Raw genomic sequence first — 18507 nt, forward strand, 5'->3', positions numbered from 1 at the left:
TTCATAAACCCCCAAATCTGAGAGGGACAAAAATGAGCGATACTGCCGACCGCGTGCAGAAGATTGTCGTCGAGCACCTCGGCGTCGAGGCCGACAAGGTCACCCAGGAAGCCAGCTTCATCGACGATCTCGGTGCCGACAGCCTCGACATCGTCGAGCTGGTGATGGCGTTCGAAGAGGAATTCGGTGTCGAAATCCCCGACGATGCGGCTGAGAAGATCACCACCGTCGGCGATGCCACGAAGTACATCGAAGAGCACAAGGGCTAAGGCTCACGCTTTTCGAATCCCGCCCATGATGCGGGACCGGACAGGCCCGACCCGATAGCGGGCCGGGCCTGTTGTCTTTTTGCGGAGATTTACATGCGTCGTGTGGTCGTTACCGGACTTGGCCTCGTCACCCCCCTCGGCGGTGATGTCGAAACAACGTGGACAAACCTGATCGCTGGCAAGAGCGGGGCGGGGCCGATCACCCGTTTCGACACCACTGGGCAGAAATGCACCATCGCCTGCGAGGTGAAGCCCAAGGACCACGAATTCGGCTTCGATCCCGACAAGCGTGTCGACCACAAGGTCCAGCGGCAGGTCGATCCCTTCATCGTCTACGGCATCGATGCCGCCGGCCAGGCGCTGGAGGATGCCGGGCTCGTCGACATGGACGACGACCTCAAGCAGCGCACCGGCGTCTCGATCGGTTCGGGCATCGGCGGCCTGCCGGGTATCGAGAGCGAGAGCATCGTGCTCCACGAGCGCGGTCCGGGCCGCGTCAGCCCTCATTTCGTCCACGGTCGGCTGATCAACCTCATCAGCGGCCAGGTCTCGATCAAATACGGCCTGATGGGCCCCAACCACGCGGTGGTGACCGCCTGTTCGACCGGCGCGCATTCGATCGGTGACGCAGCGCGCATGATCAAGGACGGCGATGCCGACGTCATGCTGGCGGGCGGCGCGGAAGCGACCATCAACCCGCTCGGCGTGGCGGGCTTCGCACAGGCGCGCGCGCTCAACATGAGCATGAACGACCGCCCGACCGAGGCGAGCCGCCCCTATGACAAGGACCGCGACGGTTTCGTCATGGGCGAGGGCGCGGGCGTGGTCGTGCTGGAGGAATACGAACACGCCAAGGCGCGCGGCGCAAAGATCTATGCCGAGGTTGTCGGCTACGGCCTCTCCGGCGATGCCTATCACGTCACCGCGCCGCACCCCGAGGGCAAGGGCGCCGAACTCGCCATGAAGATGGCGCTGCGCAAGGCCGGGATGGAAACGACCGACATCGACTACGTCAACGCCCATGGCACCTCGACCATGGCCGACACGATCGAGCTCGGCGCGGTCAAGCGCGTGCTGGGTGACGATCTCGGCGGTGCCTCGATGAGCTCGACCAAGTCGGCGATCGGCCACCTGCTCGGCGGCGCCGGCGCGGTCGAGGCGATCTTCTGCATCCTCGCAATTCGCGACCAGATCGTCCCGCCCACGCTCAACCTCGACAATCCCGACGAGGGCACCGAAGGCGTCGACCTGGTTCCGCACGAAGCGAAGAAGCGCGAGGTCAAGGCCGCGCTCAACAACAGCTTCGGCTTCGGCGGCACCAATGCATCGCTGATCGTCAAGAAGGTCGACTGAGGTGAAAAAGGCCGGCTGCCTGCTGGCAGGCGTGCTGTCACTGGTTCTCGCGGTGGCCGCGATCTGGTTCCTGTCGGGCTGGTGGGGCGGCGCCAATGTCGAGGAGGACACCAATTTCATCGTCCCCTCGGGCGCGAGCCTGACCACGGTCGCCGAAAAGCTCTCCGACGAGGGCTTGATCGGCGATGCCGACGGCTTCCTGCTGCGCGCCAAGATATTCGGCTCGTCCGATCCGATCATGGCGGGCGAATTCCTGCTGCCGGCCGGCGCCAGCAATGCCACCATCCTCGACACCTTCCAGCATGGCGAGGTGATCCGTCGCTTCGTCACCATTCCCGAAGGCATGCCTTCGATCATGGTGCACGAGCGGTTGATGGCGGAAGAGAACCTGACCGGCGAAATCCCCGTGCCCGTCGAAGGCTCGGTGCTGCCCGATACCTATGATTTCGAGCGCGGCGAGGCGCGCAGCGCGGTACTCGCGCGGATGCAGGCGGCGATGCAGAACTATCTCGCCGAAGCCTGGCCCAAGCGCGCCCAGGGCATTGCGGTCGACAATGTGAAGGATGCGGTGACCCTCGCCTCGATCGTCGAGAAGGAAACCGGCAAGCCGAGCGAGCGGCGCATGGTCGCCGGGCTCTATTCGAACCGGGTCAAGGACGGCATGCTGCTGCAGGCCGATCCGACGATCATCTACCCGATCACCAGGGGCAAGCCGCTCGGGCGCCGCATCAAGCAATCGGAGATCGCGGCGATCAACGATTACAACACCTATACCATGGTCGGCCTGCCCAAGGGGCCGATCACCAATCCGGGGCGCGAGGCGATCGCTGCGGTGCTCAACCCCGCCAAGACCAGCGCACGCTACATGGTTGCCGATGGCAGCGGCGGGCACGCCTTTGCCGAGACGCTCGACGAGCATAATCGCAACGTAGCCAAATGGTTCGAAATCCGTCGCCAGCGCGGCGAAATGTGAGCGGGGAAGGCGACGCCCCGCTGATCGTCACTGCGCAATTGCCGCGCGACTTACAGGCCCGTTTCACCGCGCTGCGCACCGCGCATTTCCCGCCCGAGCGCAATTATCTCGACGCGCATGTCACGCTGTTCCATGCCTTGCCCGCCCAATGCGAGGACGAGGCGGCGAGCTATCTCAAGCGGCTTGTCGGCGAATTCGCACCCGTTGCCGGACACGTCGAGGGGATCATGTCGCTCGGCCGCGGGACGGCGGTGAAACTGTCCAGTCCCGCCATGCTCGACCTGCGCGACATGATCGCCGATCATTTTCTCGGGATGCTCACTCAGCAGGACCAGCATCGTCCGCGCCTCCATGTCACCGTGCAGAACAAGGTCAGCGGCAAGGAGGCCAAGGCGCTTCAGGTGGAACTGGCTGACGCGATCGAGCCGCGGCCCTTCGCCTTTCGCGGCCTGGCGCTGCATCGCTACCGCGGCGGACCGTGGGAGATGATAAAGGAATTTGCATTTCGCGGGCGGGGCGCGGCATAAGGAACCCCTGATACAGGGGGGATCGGATATGTCCGGAGTTGCCAGTATCTTGGCCTATGGGGCCGCGCTTCTGGCCGTCGTCGCGATGGCCGCCACGACGATCAGGCAGTTGCGTTATGCGATGCTGGTCGCCGGACTGGGTGTGTTCGGACATTTCGCGCTGACCGGTCAGGTCGGCTGGGCGGTGGTCGCTCTCATCTTCGTTGCCGTCAATGCGGTGCAGATATCGGTGCTGCGGCGACGCGCCCGGCGCGGGGCCATGCTCGAGGAGGAAACCAGCCTGTTCGACCGCCTTCTCGGCATCGAGGATCCCGGCCGACAGGAACGCCTGCGCGATCTCATGACCTGGCGCGATGTCGAGGAGGGCGAGGTGCTGATGCGCCAGCACCAACCCGATCCGCCGCTGATCTATGTCGCGCGGGGCGGGGTGCATGTCGAATGCGACGGGCGGATCGTCGGGACCTGCGGCCCGGAGGAATTCCTCGGCGAGATGAGCCTGGTGTCGGGCCAGACCGCCTCGGCCACGGTGATCGTCGCGCAGCGCTCGCGTGTGGCGACCTTCGATCGCGACGCACTGGCGCATTACGCTCGTGCGGTGCCCGAGGTCGATACCGCCCTGACGCATGCGCTCAATCGCGGTCTTGCGGCCAAGGTCAGGCGGATGAACGAGGCCGCCGCGCAGGGCTTCGCAGAAAACGCGCGCGAGGCGTAAATGCGCGGTTGACCGCGTGCCCCGACCACCCTAAATGCGCCGCCTGCCGAGCGGCCATCTGCCCCGGCATGCCTCTTTGGGGCGGAGTAGCTCAGGTGGTTAGAGCAGCGGAATCATAATCCGCGTGTCGGGGGTTCGAGTCCCTCCTCCGCTACCAAAAATCTTCATGATAGCTTGAGCGTTAGCCGAGCTTCATGCATGAATTAGGCAATTTCCGGTTCATCTGATTTTCGCAGTTAGCAGCCATTTCCCTTGGCGTTCAGGCTGCTCCGTGCAACATTGATACGAAACGGGAACGAGGAGAGCCGCAGTGCCGCGCGACGAGCAGGCCCAACCCGATGACAAGCCGTTCGGATGGCGACCGCTCACTGAGGAGGACCGCAAGGCCTACGAGGAACTTGGTTGGAGTGAGGACGCTATTGCATCAATCGAAGCCAAGAATGCCTACACGCCTATAGAGAACGCTGTCTTGGCCTATGAAATGTCGGCAGCGATCCTTGCGGTCGCGACAAAACATCTTGGCTCTCAATTTCTAGACGATGTCCTGGCTGAGTTCGACAGGCGAGTGGTCGAGATGAATGAGAGCGGTAGGGTCGAAGATGAGGTCGAGGCAAAAATCCTTGAGGCCTTCGTGGAGGGTAGCAATTGGAAGGGAATAACTCAAAGGATGGCGAAGGGAGCGGATTGAAGGAAAGACGCATTTGCGCCTTCTCGTGTCGCTGCCAAGGCAAGCATAAATTAATCGACACGAGTGATCCTAGCGCACAGGATTGAGTGAGCGATGAACACCGAATTTACCTTCAGGATCGCCGGCAGCTACAAGCCGAGCGATATTCCTATGGAGCGATTGGGCGAATACCTGGTCGCGCTTGGCGAATTGTTCGGCGAGAAAGATTCCGTCCATTTTGCCCGCCTTACCGAGAGCTCAACCGTCGTCCACGCTAGGATCGAGCCTCCCGCAGTTCCGAAAGTTGAGCGTCGGGTTCGAATGGTTGCGGCGGGGGAGGGGACGCGTAGTGCTCGAAAGGCATACGATCGCCTGGACGACATGCTGCGCAGCGACAATGCGACAGGGTCGCTGGTCGGTGGAGATGGCAATGTGATCCGCGTGGACTTCCAAGGCCGGAACCGACCCGCTGAAATGACATATGGGCCTATCAAGCAGATGGGAGCGCTCGACGGTGAGGTTATTCGAGTCGAGGGACGAGATTCCACCGTGCACGTAGGAATAGTCGATGGCACTGAGAGTTATTCTCTGGAGGCGCCTGAGGCGATGGGCCGTGAGCTCGCAGCACTATTTCGTATTGGTCTGGTGAGATTCCATGGTGAGGGAACATGGCTGCGGCATGGCGATGGCAGGTGGGAACTTCGCCGCTTCAAGATCGACCGTATCGAAAGCAAGCTTGATCGTGCTCCTGTGAGCGAAGTGGTAGCTGCCTTGCGTGAAATCGGCCCAGGTAGGTGGGCTAAGTCTAGAGATCCGATCGGGGAGCTTCTTGCCGAACGCAAGGGCGGGGAGAGTGAGCATTGATCGTCGCCGCCGATGCGTCTGTCATCCTTCATCTGATCGATCCGGATTTGCCGACGCGCCCGGATGAGCGGGGCAATCCGGTTTCGAACTGCCGAGCTCGCATCGAGCACTTGTTGGACACGATGTCCAAGCGCGGTGACGTTCTTGTTGTGCCAACGCCCGCCCTCGCGGAGATGCTGACAAAGGGGGATGATGTCGGAAACGATTGGCTGTCAGTGCTTCATGGTAAGCGAGCGATACGAATTGCTCCTTTCGATGAAATGGCCGCTGTCGAATGTGCAGCTCTGGCTCGGAACCGAAAGCAACGGCGTCCAACTTCAGGTAGAGACAAGTCGAAATTCGACGAGCAAATTGTGGCGATTGCGGTAGTCGCACGAGCTGAGGAAATCCTCTCGGACGACCAAGATATTCGCAATTTGGCACCGCCGTCGATCGCGGTGCGGGGTATTGCTGATCTCGACCTTCCACCCGAAGCCGCTCAGTCAGACATGTTTCCTGATCAGGACTAGGCCTGTCAAATCGACTCATGGATATCGCGATGCGCGCCCATTACCGCATTGACAAACCGGACCAAACTTCAGCGACACGGCAATCCATACAGTGCGTCGTTCGTTTGCGACCGGACTACGGTAGGGCGTAATCGTCAGCTTCCCAAGCTGACAGCAATCGCAGACTTCTGCGCTTTCCGGTGTAAACTCCACCGAAATCGGCCCTTTTCTTTTCAATGCGTTGCGAGATCGCTGTAAACCGCCAGGGGCATGCGCGCATGACCGCCCAGCGGCATAGGACCGCCGGAAGCGGACGGGGGCCGTTCACGACCTGTGTGGTGACGGCTCTCCCTTGGCAGCCTTGCGTCTCGTTCGAAGCCGTTCGACCACAATGTTAGCGTTCTTGAATGCCGACATCCGAATCCTGATCGGATTGCCGCCTCTACAATCGCCAACTCGAGGCGCTTAGGATAACAATGTTCTCTCACAGGCTGAGATCGGAACTACGCAAATGATGGTGGGTCGGCGGCAGAAGCCGTTCTTTGAAATGGTAGAGCTGCTCCGCGCGATTGAAGCGGATCAGGACGACTTTGCTTCGGTCAAAGCCCTAAACCTCCTCATATTGAAGGAAATCATTCTCGCGGAGCTGAGGCAGGACAAGCATCGCGCTAAGCACAAAGAATTGAAGCGGCAGCTGAAAACAGGCCGCGGGACGAAGGAGGTCAGCAGGGCGCTCAGAACAAAGATAAAGCGCACTGCAGGGTTCATCGATCGATGCGCCAAGCAGATCTACATCTGGAAATGCTGCGGAGATGCGCTCGCGTTTCTCTACCTTGATAAGTTCGCGATCAAGCACGCCTACTTTGACACCGACCGCTTCGCCATAAAACGCGACGCCGGGATGATCCGTGGCAAAGTGGGATTGGTTGGCGAGTTGACGTGCCTCTTCAGTGCCCTTGAGCACAAGGTGCCAGCAGTCCTTTCCGACATCACCAACACCATCCGCTTTGGCGATGTTTGTCTGCTCGGCGCTTCCGATCCTGTGCCTATCGAGGTGAAAAGCAGCCCGAAGCAAAATGGCCGAGGCAAGAGGCAGGCTGAAGCGATCGAGAAACTGCGCAGCTTCTTGGAGACTGATCGTGCGGTAGGCTACCGAGGAGCACCTGGTGAAACGAAGCGACAAGCAGTTAACCTGCCTGAGCGCACTAACGTCGAAGCGCTGAACGCGTGCATCGCTGATGCCAAAAGGACAGGGTTCGCAATTTCTCGGCCGGAACCAGGCGTTGCTTACGCAGTAATAGCCGGAGGGCAGCCCGACTACGCAGCGATCGTCGGGCCGTTCGCTGACGAGCGGGGCGCGTTCTGGTCGCTGAACGGCGACAAGAACGATTTCGCGTGGGCGCCCTATATGCCCTTCATACTGACTATCCGCGACCCCCAGCACCTTCTAGATTTTATTGAGGGCAGGATCTTTATCATCGTTGGCGCGAGCATGGACGAACTGTGCAGGCAGATGGCCGCACCAGGATGGCAAATCGCATTCGATCCAGCGAGCGACTACGCTCTTCATTGTGTTCACGAATCCGGGGGCGTGGTCGGCATCTCTCAGCAGTTCGTCGCGCGGGTCGCGTATGAGTTTGTATCGTTGTCCTGGATCGCGGACTGCCAGCGAAAGTGTTTGGAAACACTCCGCGCGGGGGCGATGAACACCTACGGCCCGTTCCAGCCGGTCGATGTCGCGCAGATGCACAATTATATGTTTGGGGAGCGTCGTTGGCTTCGCAGCGATGCCGAGGCGTTTTTCGTGCAAGATTCGCTAGGTGACTAGGGCACGATGCTAAACAAGGCCGCTTATTCACAAACTTTGCCGCGGCCGCCAAACCCGACAGCTATTGGTAAGGACCCGACACCGCGTGAAGGTAGCTCTATGCGCGACCCAGCGCTGAACCCGACAGTCGATCGACCGCGCAGTTATGCTCTTCGACGGTATTTTTGCCATGGTGCGCCTTCCGAGCCATTGGCTGAGGTTCCATCCTCGGTGGATGGCTGGATTGCCTCAACTACGGCTAATTGGCATCATCAGGGTCGCGCGCGCTGGCAATGACTAGGACTTCGCCATATGGCAGCAAAGCGATCAGGTCACCGTGACCTAGACGCTATTCAGCGCCCGATAGACGCTCGCTCGTGCGATCCCCAGCTCCGTTGCTATGTGGGTTGCTCCCAGACCCTGATCGCGGAGAGAGCGCACCTGCTCGACGTCAACGGTAGGTTTGCGCCCCTTGTATACACCAGCCGCCTTGGCGCGCTCTATGCCTTCGCGTTGACGTTCTTTGCGGATGTCGGTCTCGAACTCTGCGACGGCGCCGAGTATGCCGAGGATCAACTTCCCCATGCTTGTGGTCGTATCGACCGCACCTTGCTGAACACACCGGAACCCGACTTGCTTCGCTGATAGCTGGGCGATGATGTTATGCAGGTCGCGACCGGATCGAGCTAGACGGTCGAGGCGCGTGACCACGAGCGTGTCACCTTCGCGCAGCCAGTCGAGGCATTCTTCAAGCGCTAGGCGGTCGTTGCGCGATGTCCCGGTGACCTTCTCCGAGAAGACCTTTTCGCACCCCGCGTCGGCGAGCTGCTCAAGCTGGAGGTCGAGATTCTGGGAGCTGCTACTGACGCGTGCGTATCCGACTATGCTCATGTGCTGGTTCTCGCTGTCTCAATGGGGTCTAGAGTTAGCGCAGCATAGCGTCTCACAATCGGGATCGAACCCGTATGAGACACTCCGTGGACGCCGTGAGACGCCTCGGATGGGTATACTCTTCGGGCGCGAGGCCCTGGGAAAACACTTGCTCGTTGGGCGAGCGACTTCGTTAGAGGAGGGAAGCGCTTGCCCGACAAGGAATGTCCGCTCTTGGGTGTCCGAAGAAAACAAGCGAACGTCGGATCATGGGTGGAAAGCTGCCGTCCCCCAGTCAGCGAGGCACTCGCGCGAACTGGCTGGCAAACTTCAAGTTGTATGCGTGAAGCTCGCCATCGGGCGTAATGACCAACTCGGTGATATTGGAACGCTGAAAGGTGTCGTCTTTTGCCTCGTCGTTGACCTTGAGGCTGACCGTGACAGCGCCATCCACCTGACCAACCAGCTTGTAATCGTATTCGACGGTCTGCCCGGAATACGCAACCTCGCCACCGCTTACGACGAGCTCCGTCGAAGGATCATCCAGGTCAGCCCAAGAACCCTGCATCTCAGTTGGAAGGGGCGCATCTCGCTTTAGTCGTTCTTCCATGTGTGCGGGCATGCCCTTTGCTGCGGCTTGTGGTGCGATGACCAGTGCTAATAAAACCGCCATCCCCATGGCGCTGCAAAATCGGATAGATGGCAAATCTAATGACATCGGGGCCAGCTTGCAGCGCAATCTCAATGTCCGCAATCGGGTAATTCGCCGCCGGTCAGCTTCTGGCAAATCGCCACCTCGGTGAAAGCGTCTCCAGATGGGTGGGAAGCTGCCGTCGAGGAAGTATGGATTTAAACACGCTTGCTAGTAACGGAGACTAGCAAAGCCAATCCGCCAAACAATGCTACCGCGAAGAAGAATTTTCTCTCAGCCATTGGGCCGCCATCAATGAGAGCCACGCATGCGCCGATCAGAACGCCCCAGCTGAGGCCTAGGGCGACGGTGCGGACGTGTCGTTGATTAGCAAGGCAGCGGAGCATTGCATGATCTGTAACCGTGAATGAAGTGACCGCAATGGCGTCGTTAACTGTCGGTCGGCTCCTGGCACATGGCTAGCTCGGCAAATTAGTCACGAACTGGGTGGAAAGCAGTCGTTAGGAATCTGCTGCTATCCGAAGGTCTGAAGAGGACTGTGATGGCTTTTACGGAAGAAGAAAAGCGCAAGTGGCACGCCGACCGAAAGTCAGGACGTGCTGGCGAGAATCATGCGCCTGAAATCCGATGTGCTCACTGTGGCGCACCAGTTGATTCCTCCCAGGCGGACTCCGAGTTTCCCCTTTGCATTGCCTGCGACGACTAGCGCCTGTTATCCCGTCCGGGATCGCAGCGCCACGGCTAGTCAGCTATTGGGTGGAAAGCCGACATTGCCGGTAGCTGTGCCAACCGTTAGTTGCCGGCCATGCTTTGGAACATAATCGACAAGCGCACACGGCCCTATCGGTGGCGCGAAATTAACGCGATCATTGAGGCAACAGAGCATGACAACTCATGCACGGATGCCGACCAAGCGCCTGAAAGCGACCCGAAGGTGGCAGTCGATTACGAGGCGCTTGAAGCCGTGTCAGTGTCCGACGCTATAAAGTGGGCAGAGAGCCAATCCTGCCCAGTCACTCTCTACCTTTACGACCTAGGTGCGGGGTTTGGTGATGAAGAGCATTTCACGAATGTCGAAGTGCGATTCACTGACGAAGACGACACTTAGGAAGCGTCCGCTTGCGGGTCGTTAGCTGCCAGTCCGCTTTCTAGTGGTGAAATGCATGTCGGGCGGCGGTGAAACGACAAGCCACCTTCATGGGGCTCCATTCGGTGGCGGGGTCGCATTGCCACCGGGGTGACTTGCCGTTCCAAATTCATAATGATCGAGGTTGAAAACTAAGCAACCAGTCAACGAGCTGGTGTTACGAATTCAGACATCGAGAGGCAGCCGAGCACTCACTTGCGGAACGCCGGCCCAAGGCGAATATCTCGGCTTCCACACCTAGAGCAAATCAGCTTCTTCTCGACCAACGCCATTTGCTTCGACCAGCCGCGCTCCTGACAAATCAATGTGATCTCCAAGGGGTTCAACACAGCGACCCTTTTACACCTGAGACAGTCCACCCTCAGGGCGTAGTCATGGCGCGAATAGTCCGAGATTTTATCCAGCCGCTTGGAGCTCACGGCTTTCGTCTGACCGACCAGATCAGCGTGGAAAGCGCGGTGATGAGGGCGGCAAACGCCGATATGATAAGGGGGTCGATGATGATCAAAACATCCTCCGAATCAGGGTTGAGGAGGAGGTGTAGTTCACTTTTTGTTCCAAGTAGGAAAGGGCGTTGATGAGCCAGAGCCTAGCCCGCATCCTTTCGCTCGTGCTGGCTCTCGGCCTCAGCTGTGCATCGCCGGCAGCAGCGCAGGTCTACGCCGGTCAAGCGGTCGCGGTTGACGGCGACTCTCTCGAAATCGGCAGCAAGCGGTTTCGTCTCTTTGGGATCGATGCTCTTGAGGCCCGGCAGACCTGCACCCGCCGCGAGCAAGCCTGGCAATGCGGGGAGGAGGCTGCGGCGACGCTGCGCGGGCTCATTCGAGACGAGAGCGTCAGCTGCGACCAGAAAGACATCGACCGTTACGGACGCATAGTGGCCGTTTGCACGGCCAATCGTCGAGACCTTGCGCAGGTGATGGTGAGCATGGGTCTTGCTGTCGCATTGCGCGAATTCACCACGGACTATGTGGAGTGGGAGGAGCTAGCGCGGCAGCGCGGGTTGGGTATCTGGGCAGCCGAGTTTCAGCGACCCTCTGAGTTTAGAGCCGGTGATGAGGAAAGCGCTCGCGAAGAGCGTGCCATGCTCGCTGAACAGCAACGACGACAGTCAGTGCGAAACGCACAAGAGCTATCTCGACGCGCCGCCGCAAGCACTTCAGGAGTATATTACCGCAACTGTGCGGCCGCGCGTGCTGCGGGAGCGGCACCGCTCTATCGTGGCCAGCCGGGGTATCGCTCTGGATTGGACGCCGACGGTGATGGTATTGCCTGTGAGCCGTATCGTGGAAATAGGGGATAGTCAGGCGTGTGCTGACGAAGAGTAGATGCCGCTCCAATCTCCGACAGGCGCGCCAAGTAGGCCCGTAAAATCGAGCTCGCGGTCTTCTTGATCACACGCCGACACCGGCGCGGGCCAAGCTTGTGCTCGCCCGTCACTGAACACCAACTTGCAAGCGAACTGGCAATTTCTTCATAGGTCGCGCATAACTCAGCCAATCGGAGAGACAGGGGGTCGCTCCGTCACTGGGGGTCAAACCATGAAATTCGCTGCTATCCCGGCAATCTTCGCCGCCGCCTTCGCTGTGCCTGCCGCCGCGCAGGATACCGCTCCAGTGCAGCCAGCCTCTGCTGTGCCGGTGCAGGCCGTGCGTGCCGCGCCGCAGCCTGAAACGGTGCTGCCTGCCGGAACTGAGATCATGCTCAAGATGACGCAGGAGGTCACCACGAAGGGGCGAGGGTGGGAGGAGGGCGATCAGTTCAATCTCGTCACCGCCGCGCCTGTCCTGCTGGGTGAATACGTCGTGATCCCGCAGGGCACCAAAGCAATCGGTCGGATCACCTGGCTCACCAGCAGGGGTGCTTTCGGGAAGTCGGGCAAGATGGACGTCGAGATGGAATATCTCGAGCTCGGCGGCCGTCGCATCAATCTTGACGGCACATATCGTCAGGAAGGCAATGGCGCCACGCTTGCCACGGTGGGCGGCGTTATCGCCGCGGGCGTCTTCGCCGGGTTCATCACCGGGCGCAGCGGCACTATTCCGGCCGGACGCGAGCTCATGGCCACGCTCGAGAGCGACCTTCCCGTTGCGCTCCCCGCCGGCGCCAGTCTCGCGCCCAAGCCAGTGCAAGCGACCTACGCCACGCCGGCGCGGGCTATGACTGCCAGCGAAACTGCCGAGGCTGCGCACGCCGACACGATGGACAATATTGATGCGGCCAACGCTGCGATGGAGGCCAATGGTTCGGAAGAGGCTACCGATGAGAAAGCAATCAAGGTGGGCGGCGAATAGCTTTCCTTTTTCCCCGCACTGTCAGGGCGATTTCGCGATCATGGTTGCGATTTTAGCTGGCTGCTGGACGGGCTGGATGAGGATGCCATCGCCATGATCGACAGGAGCGACGAGAAGGCCCTCAGGATTGAGTTCGCGGCTCTCTTGGTCGCCCACGTAGTAGCCATCGTCCTTGCACTCTTCTGGGCCTTCTCATGACCATTTCGCGGGAACAGGAGATTTGGGCCATGGCGCTATGGGTCGATCGCGAGCATGGCGAGGAAGCCGAACGTTTCATCGCCGAGCGAGTGCTTCATTTCGAGGCGACAGGAGAGGCTGGCGGCAAGGATCTCTGGATGCAGGTGGCCCGGCGGTATGTCGAGTTGAGGGATACGCTTGCCGCCGAGCCAAACTGACTAGATTAGCGGTGCGACCAGCCGTCGACGCTCTTGTCGAATTGCACGATGCCGATCGGTCCGCATTCAAGCAGGCGCGGCAGGTTGCGCACCTGGTTCGCAGGAAGCTCCATCATGCCATCGGCGATGCGCAGCGTTAGAGTCTCGCCCAACGGGACCCGCAAGGCCGTCGTGAACACCGAGGCGGCGATGTCGATGTTGGGCGCGACCGCGAAGAGGTCGTCACCTTCATCGTTGACGAGCCGATAGAGCTTCAGCTGCTGGACCGGGGCAGTGTGTGCGACCCAGCCGAGTTCACAGAAGCTCGCAAAGCCCACCGGGGTGCTTTCCAGCAGGGCATCGAGACCACGCCGGTGATCGCCGGTGAGGGTCTCGTCCACGCGGGTGACCGTCAGGTCGACATGTTCGAGGCCAAGCGCTTCTTCGTGTTCGATAGCAACCATCCACGCCCTGTCCCTCGATGGCGCGACGATGTGACCGCGGACCTCGCCGTCCTGACGCTGGATGACGCATCCGTATAGATGAAATTTCATGTCGGTAGACCTTCTTGCTGTGGTTGGTCAGCTAGGTCTACGAGCGCCCCGAACGGGTGTCGGGTGGGCAATTTCATGGGAACAATGGGCACTAATCGGTGCATGGAACGGTCGACTGCGCGATTCTTGTCTCCTCAGATCGTTGAATGACGCGGAGAACCTGCGCAGGACTCCACGACCCGCCGCGTGGGGCTTTGAGTCCCATCTCATTTAAGCGCAGCGCGATGTCTGTGAGTGATGAGAGTCCTTCCTTCTGAATCGATCTGATTTCACGCATTGTGAATTGGTCACGCCGACGCGCGGTGGCTGATCGAGAACTCGCACTTTTAGCTGGACCAATCTCGAGTCCCCACGAATTCGGTCTTGCTCCGCCGAGCACAACGCCTTGTGATTTCGCAATGGCCAAAGCGGCTCGGACCTTCTTGCCCGCATCAGTGCAACGATGCTTGTCTTCGATTATGAAGCGAGAGAATTCGGCGTATGTCCAGTTAGGCAGATCGGCAGCGCGGACCTTGATACGATGCCGAAAGACTTCTTCTAGCCAACGTCTTCCGCCGCGCATTTGCCCAAATTTGCCGAAGATCAGCGTCGCGTTATGATCCTTGCAGCAGGCGATCGCCTGGTCGAGTTTTGGTCGAGCACCGAGCGTCAGGGGTTCGATCTCTTCAAAATCACCTACGAGACGGGTCCAACCCTTTGCTAGAAGCACCTCGACTGCTTGGCGCTGACGTTCGCGATCGAGATTGCTGTGAGGTCGCAGCGAAGCTCGAAAATATACGACATACTTCCCGCGCACCTTCGGAAAGTAGCTCGGATCAAGACCAAAGGTTGCCATAAACGTAAATTCTCAATCTCAAGGCTGGCACGAGCAGGCTTCACAACGATATGAAAAAGAAGGGTTATATCGCCCAGCAGGGATTACCGTGATTGCTCTCTCCGCGGAATACGAAGACATAGGACGGGGCGCGTAGAATCTCCGAAACTCCCATCACTAGCAATGACGCTAGGTGATAAAGGAGAATATATGCGTCAAGATCCACACTATTTTGCGATCCTCGATGGCATTGGAATTGCGTATACGGTCGGGAATGATGCCAGCGGAGATTTTCAAGCGTGGCTTGGAGAACTGGCCTGTTACGACCTGGTGGACAATGGTGACCGGGTCATCAAATTCGCGGCTGAAACGGTTGCCAACGTCATCGATGGAATTTCGGGTTCGTTGATGGACCTGAGCGCCGAAGATCGAGAAGTTCTCTTGGCTACCCATCAGTTTTTTCAGTCGTTGAAGCTTATTCGCGAAATGGCGCTCAACTTTGGACTTGCGAGGACAGGTGACGATTGACGAGCGGCAAATTGGTCTCTCCAACGGCTAGGCATGGATAGAACTCCGGTGGATGGCACCAACTAAGAACCCACCGGGATTTCGGCGCCATCCGGGTCCTTAAGACCAGCCGTTTCTAGGACTTCCATTCTCTGCGGAGGTGACCTCAATCATGGTTCCCTCTGCGGGAATGGAAGTTGAAATTGTTTAGTGAGTAAAGAAGGTCCGTTCCTCTCCGAAGTGTGGTTCTATCCTGAAAACAGGAACTTACCCAATCCCCGGTGTAGGGCAGAAAACACAAAACCTAGTTGATAAAGAAACGCAGGCCCACAACCCATTGGGGTCATGATCTCCATTCAGTCCATGACCATCCGCGTCATGCGACCATAGCTTCCGCAATCCCAGCTACCATCGGACCAGAGTAAGCATGCTTGATGGTTTCATGGGGTCGGGGACTTCATGGTTGAAGGGACCGTCATGGTCTGGGCGGCTTCCCTGGCTTTCATGTTTAAGCAGCTACCGGGCTTCGCCCGGCAGCGGAACTCAGCTGCTTCGCAGCTTCGTTCTGATTATTTCCTATTTCTTTGATGATTCCAATTCACCATCCCAAGGAAGACTTCAATCCCCCCGCCACCATGCAAAGAGGTCAGCATGGCAGCGGAGGGGTTATTCCTGGTTATCCCATGGGAAGTGGTAGAGAGCATCGATCGTGCGACGATCAGGCTGGCGGAACGCATTACCAGCCTATCTGCTCCGAAACCCCGGCCTCTCGGCCCGTTCGGTCACCCAGCACCTGCTGGGCTCACCCCGCTGGACTTTCCTTCAATCCTCACAGGGCAGGGGCGACAGCCCCATCTTTTTGGCAAGCTTTCACTCCGAAAGGAGCGGGGCTTTCACCAGCCGGTCGTCACGGCTGATTTTCCCATTGCGCGCACTCGCTCGGCTCCGGTCTTATTCCCAGCTACCGATATGCCGCAGGGCAAGCGGCGAGATCCCTTGTGCGTATGGCAACGTGCGGTCGCTAACCGTTTGTCGCGGGCCGGAATTGGCTTGCTATCAGTATACCATGGAGCCGCCTCGGCTCGGACTGAAAAGTGGCGGGAGACGCCACTCGGAAGCCGCATAAAATCGATCAACATGTTGCCGGTGATTGGGAAATTGACGCATCGCTGTAGACGCGTCTACAGCGGCAGCATGGCAGGCACGAATGATGATTACCTCCGGCGTCTAAAGCATGACGGACGGCAGGACCTTATCGACAAGATCGACCGGGGCGACATTTCAATCTACGCCGCTGCGATCGAGATGGGCTACCGGAAAAAGCGAGGAGCTCCCTCGAAAGCCGATCAAATCTCATATCACTACTCGCGCGCAACCCTTTCTGAGAAGCGTCGCTTTATCGTCGATAATTGGTCTAGTGTCGCCCGCATCGTCGGTGATTTGGCGAGGCGCAGGCGCGCGAACGAGCAGGCACAAAAACCCAGCGAGTAGGCTGGAAAACAGCCCGACAGCTTACTCCGCGTCTCCTAGAATAGCGGGATAAACCAATGCTCTAGGATATGCTCAATGACTACCTCCACGACCACCGTTACCATCAGCGATGCGGCCAAGCTCTGGATCGCTCGGTGCGAACTCGAACAGCTCGAACGGGCTACGCTTCACTCCTACCGCGGCCATGTGAAGAACCACATTGAGCCGAAGATTGGTTATCTGATGCTCACCGAGCTGAGCGCAGTCCACGTTCGCGATTTTCTCGATGCCATGCTGCGCGACAGCACGCGGGCTATGGCGAAGAAGTGTCTGACAACGCTCCGGTCGATCATCAGCGCAGCGCAGGAGCGCGGTCTCGTGCACCATAACGTCGCTCGTGACGTGAAGCTGCGTCGCTCGGAGCGGCATGACCCCGATCGCGTGTTTCCGACTAAGAACGAGATCAAGGCGCTGATCGAGAACGCACCTGAGCGACACCAGCCGCTGATCATGACAGCTCTGCTGACTGGCATGCGCATGTCAGAGCTGCGAGGGCTGACTTGGGATGCTATCGACTTCAATAGAAGCATCATCACGGTTCGGAAGCGCGCCGATCGCTACTGCAACATGGGCAACACAAAGAGCAAATCTGGCCGGCGTGAGATCCCGATGGGGCCTGGGCTCGCAACTGTGCTGAAGGCTTGGAAGATCGCCTGCCCGAAGGGTGATCTCGAGCTGGTGTTCCCGAACGGCGTTGGCAACGTCGAGACGCACTCCAACATCTACAACCGTATCTTCAAGCCGCTGATGCTCAAATGCGGCATTGTGGATGGGGAGGGCGCTCCGAGGTTCTCACTGCATGCCATGCGCCATGCAGCTGCGTCGCTTTTCATCGAGCAAGGATGGCCGCCGAAAAAGATCCAGACCATGCTGGGGCATTCCTCGATCACCATGACCTATGACGTCTATGGGCACCTGTTTCATGATCCCGCAAAAGACGTGGACCTCATGGGCGAGATGGAACGGGGACTGCTGGCAGCCTAGGAGAGAGCTCCAGCCCAAGGCTGCCCTTCCGCTAATGACCCGAAGTGGGACATACTCCATCGTGGCGAATTTCTACAATTCTTCCTTGGCCGTCGAGCTAGGTTTCCGAGCTGCGACCCGAAGGGCTTGGAATGATTCCATGCCTTCAACTTTGGCCCCACCTCCTCGGTGGGGCCTATTTTCGATTGGGTCACCCGCTGTGAGTTCTCTTGAGCCAGCAACAACCACGTCTCTCGTCGGTGTGGGAAGCGAGGTAGCTTGCGAGTTCGGTGAGGACGTCTTTTCGCGGATTTGGCGCCACTTTGACAGAGGTAGCGATGCGCCATGAGCCCATCGATCACTTTCGAGCCGAACGCGCACGTTTTTGACCGCGCCACCTTGAATGCGCGCCATCTCCTGTTCGGAGGTGCAATCTGGTTTGAGGCTATCGGCAGAAGCAACGACACTGCTCACCTTCCGCGCGCGACCGCTCTATTTCCTCGGCTTTCGACCCAATCCAATTTTGAGCGCGAGGTCGCGACGGGTCTCGGCATATTCAGGGGCGACCATGGGATAATCCACTGGGAGATTCCAGCGCGCGCGATACTCCTCCGGCGTCATACCGTGCTCCGAATTTAGATGTCTTTTGAGCATCTTCAATTTCTGGCCACAGTCGAGGCAAACCAGATGGTTGCTCTTTACGGACGATCGGATGGACACCGCAGGTTCGGGGACTTCTTCGGCTGCAGGGGTGCCATCGCCGAGACCAGACAAAGCGGAGTAGACGCTGGAAATCAGTGCCGGAACGTCATCCACGCCCACGTTGTTGTTGCTCACATGTGCAGAGACAATGTCCGAGGTAAGGGCGATGAGGGTCTCGGTCATGTCGGTATTGGAATCGTCCATTTCCTATCCTGTTTGAAAGGAGGGGGCTTCGACCGGTGATGCAAACCGAGGCCGACTTTATCGTATAATCCCCTCAGAAGTGCAATATTCAGTGTGATGCAGCGCCTTTTTTGTATTTCTAAGAACGCGACTTGGACCGAATTCCTCAAGACCCCGTCGTTCATAGAGCTCAAGCAATGGAGTTGGCAGGCACGAAGTGCATTAATTGCCAGCCGTGGGCGGGGCACACTCAATGC

The 18507-nt window shown here is 58.9% G+C and carries 21 protein-coding genes and 1 tRNA gene; 17 read left to right on the forward strand and 5 right to left on the reverse strand.

Features of this window, described 5'->3' with window-relative positions; genetic code table 11:
* Positions 1–32 precede the first annotated feature (32 nt).
* The 10 genes from K3181_RS13245 (at position 33) to K3181_RS13290 (ending at position 7681) form a co-directional block, all read left to right on the forward strand.
* Positions 33–269: an acyl carrier protein gene (locus tag K3181_RS13245; RefSeq protein WP_006834437.1), complete on the forward strand. Its 237-nt coding sequence runs from the start codon at positions 33–35 to the stop codon at positions 267–269.
* Between the two features lie 93 nt (positions 270–362).
* The gene (gene fabF / locus K3181_RS13250) at positions 363–1622 is read left to right on the forward strand and encodes a beta-ketoacyl-ACP synthase II (RefSeq protein ID WP_221603602.1); all 1260 of its coding nucleotides are present in this window, start codon (positions 363–365) and stop codon (positions 1620–1622) included.
* A 1-nt stretch (position 1623) separates the two neighbouring features.
* A complete protein-coding gene (gene mltG / locus K3181_RS13255; RefSeq protein ID WP_221603603.1) occupies positions 1624–2595 on the forward strand; it encodes an endolytic transglycosylase MltG in 972 nt (323 codons plus the stop codon).
* A complete protein-coding gene (locus K3181_RS13260) occupies positions 2592–3122 on the forward strand; it encodes a 2'-5' RNA ligase family protein (protein WP_345725506.1) in 531 nt (176 codons plus the stop codon). Before mltG ends, K3181_RS13260 begins: the two co-directional genes overlap by 4 nt.
* 85 nt (positions 3123–3207) lie before the next feature.
* Positions 3208–3834 (forward strand): cyclic nucleotide-binding domain-containing protein, encoded by a 627-nt coding sequence (locus K3181_RS13265; protein ID WP_221603605.1) that lies wholly within the window; start codon positions 3208–3210, stop codon positions 3832–3834.
* An 80-nt stretch (positions 3835–3914) separates the two neighbouring features.
* Positions 3915–3991: transfer RNA gene (locus K3181_RS13270), tRNA-Met, on the forward strand.
* Between the two features lie 153 nt (positions 3992–4144).
* Positions 4145–4522, forward strand: a complete 378-nt coding sequence (locus tag K3181_RS13275; RefSeq protein ID WP_221603606.1) for a hypothetical protein — start codon at positions 4145–4147, stop codon at positions 4520–4522.
* A 93-nt stretch (positions 4523–4615) separates the two neighbouring features.
* Positions 4616–5365, forward strand: coding sequence for a hypothetical protein (locus tag K3181_RS13280; RefSeq protein WP_221603607.1), 750 nt, complete (start codon positions 4616–4618; stop codon positions 5363–5365).
* Complete coding sequence (locus K3181_RS13285; protein WP_221603608.1) at positions 5362–5874, forward strand: PIN domain-containing protein; 513 nt, start codon at positions 5362–5364, stop codon at positions 5872–5874. The genes K3181_RS13280 and K3181_RS13285 overlap by 4 nt, the downstream gene beginning before the upstream one ends.
* 526 nt (positions 5875–6400) lie before the next feature.
* Entirely contained in the window at positions 6401–7681 is a 1281-nt protein-coding gene (locus K3181_RS13290) for a hypothetical protein (protein ID WP_221603609.1), read from the forward strand.
* A gap of 321 nt (positions 7682–8002) precedes the next feature.
* Here the strand turns inward: K3181_RS13290 and K3181_RS13295 are convergent, their stop codons facing one another.
* Together K3181_RS13295 and K3181_RS13300 are read right to left on the reverse strand one after the other, a co-directional pair.
* The gene (locus K3181_RS13295; RefSeq protein WP_221603610.1) at positions 8003–8551 is read right to left on the reverse strand and encodes a recombinase family protein; all 549 of its coding nucleotides are present in this window, start codon (positions 8549–8551) and stop codon (positions 8003–8005) included.
* 274 nt (positions 8552–8825) lie between these two features.
* On the reverse strand, positions 8826–9248 hold the full coding sequence (locus K3181_RS13300) for a hypothetical protein (RefSeq protein WP_247715155.1): 423 nt from the start codon (positions 9246–9248) through the stop codon (positions 8826–8828).
* Between the two features lie 739 nt (positions 9249–9987).
* Here K3181_RS13300 and K3181_RS13305 point away from each other — a divergent pair.
* From K3181_RS13305 to K3181_RS13320, 4 genes are all read left to right on the forward strand, one after another.
* The gene (locus K3181_RS13305; protein WP_221603611.1) at positions 9988–10290 is read left to right on the forward strand and encodes a hypothetical protein; all 303 of its coding nucleotides are present in this window, start codon (positions 9988–9990) and stop codon (positions 10288–10290) included.
* A 616-nt stretch (positions 10291–10906) separates the two neighbouring features.
* On the forward strand, positions 10907–11632 hold the full coding sequence (locus tag K3181_RS13310; RefSeq protein WP_221603612.1) for an excalibur calcium-binding domain-containing protein: 726 nt from the start codon (positions 10907–10909) through the stop codon (positions 11630–11632).
* 238 nt (positions 11633–11870) lie between these two features.
* Complete coding sequence (locus tag K3181_RS13315) at positions 11871–12623, forward strand: hypothetical protein (RefSeq protein ID WP_221603613.1); 753 nt, start codon at positions 11871–11873, stop codon at positions 12621–12623.
* 194 nt (positions 12624–12817) lie between these two features.
* Positions 12818–13018 (forward strand): DUF6961 family protein, encoded by a 201-nt coding sequence (locus K3181_RS13320; RefSeq protein WP_425594555.1) that lies wholly within the window; start codon positions 12818–12820, stop codon positions 13016–13018.
* 5 nt (positions 13019–13023) lie between these two features.
* On the opposite strand, the gene K3181_RS13325 is transcribed toward K3181_RS13320, so the two are convergent.
* Together K3181_RS13325 and K3181_RS13330 are read right to left on the reverse strand one after the other, a co-directional pair.
* Positions 13024–13551, reverse strand: a complete 528-nt coding sequence (locus K3181_RS13325) for a hypothetical protein (protein WP_221603615.1) — start codon at positions 13549–13551, stop codon at positions 13024–13026.
* Positions 13552–13642: 91 nt separating this feature from the next.
* A complete protein-coding gene (locus K3181_RS13330; protein WP_221603616.1) occupies positions 13643–14386 on the reverse strand; it encodes a recombinase family protein in 744 nt (247 codons plus the stop codon).
* Between the two features lie 189 nt (positions 14387–14575).
* Between K3181_RS13330 and K3181_RS13335 the strand changes: the two genes are divergently transcribed.
* From K3181_RS13335 to K3181_RS13345, 3 genes are all read left to right on the forward strand, one after another.
* Complete coding sequence (locus K3181_RS13335) at positions 14576–14893, forward strand: hypothetical protein (protein WP_221603617.1); 318 nt, start codon at positions 14576–14578, stop codon at positions 14891–14893.
* A gap of 1173 nt (positions 14894–16066) precedes the next feature.
* Positions 16067–16363 (forward strand): hypothetical protein, encoded by a 297-nt coding sequence (locus tag K3181_RS13340; RefSeq protein ID WP_221603618.1) that lies wholly within the window; start codon positions 16067–16069, stop codon positions 16361–16363.
* A gap of 75 nt (positions 16364–16438) precedes the next feature.
* Positions 16439–17386, forward strand: coding sequence for a tyrosine-type recombinase/integrase (locus K3181_RS13345; protein ID WP_221603619.1), 948 nt, complete (start codon positions 16439–16441; stop codon positions 17384–17386).
* Positions 17387–17857: 471 nt separating this feature from the next.
* Here K3181_RS13345 and K3181_RS13350 read toward each other — a convergent pair whose 3' ends face one another.
* Entirely contained in the window at positions 17858–18271 is a 414-nt protein-coding gene (locus tag K3181_RS13350; protein ID WP_221603620.1) for a Ros/MucR family transcriptional regulator, read from the reverse strand.
* Positions 18272–18507: the final 236 nt, after the last annotated feature.

This window comes from Qipengyuania mesophila (genome assembly GCF_019711655.1).
Lineage (GTDB): Bacteria > Pseudomonadota > Alphaproteobacteria > Sphingomonadales > Sphingomonadaceae > Qipengyuania > Qipengyuania mesophila.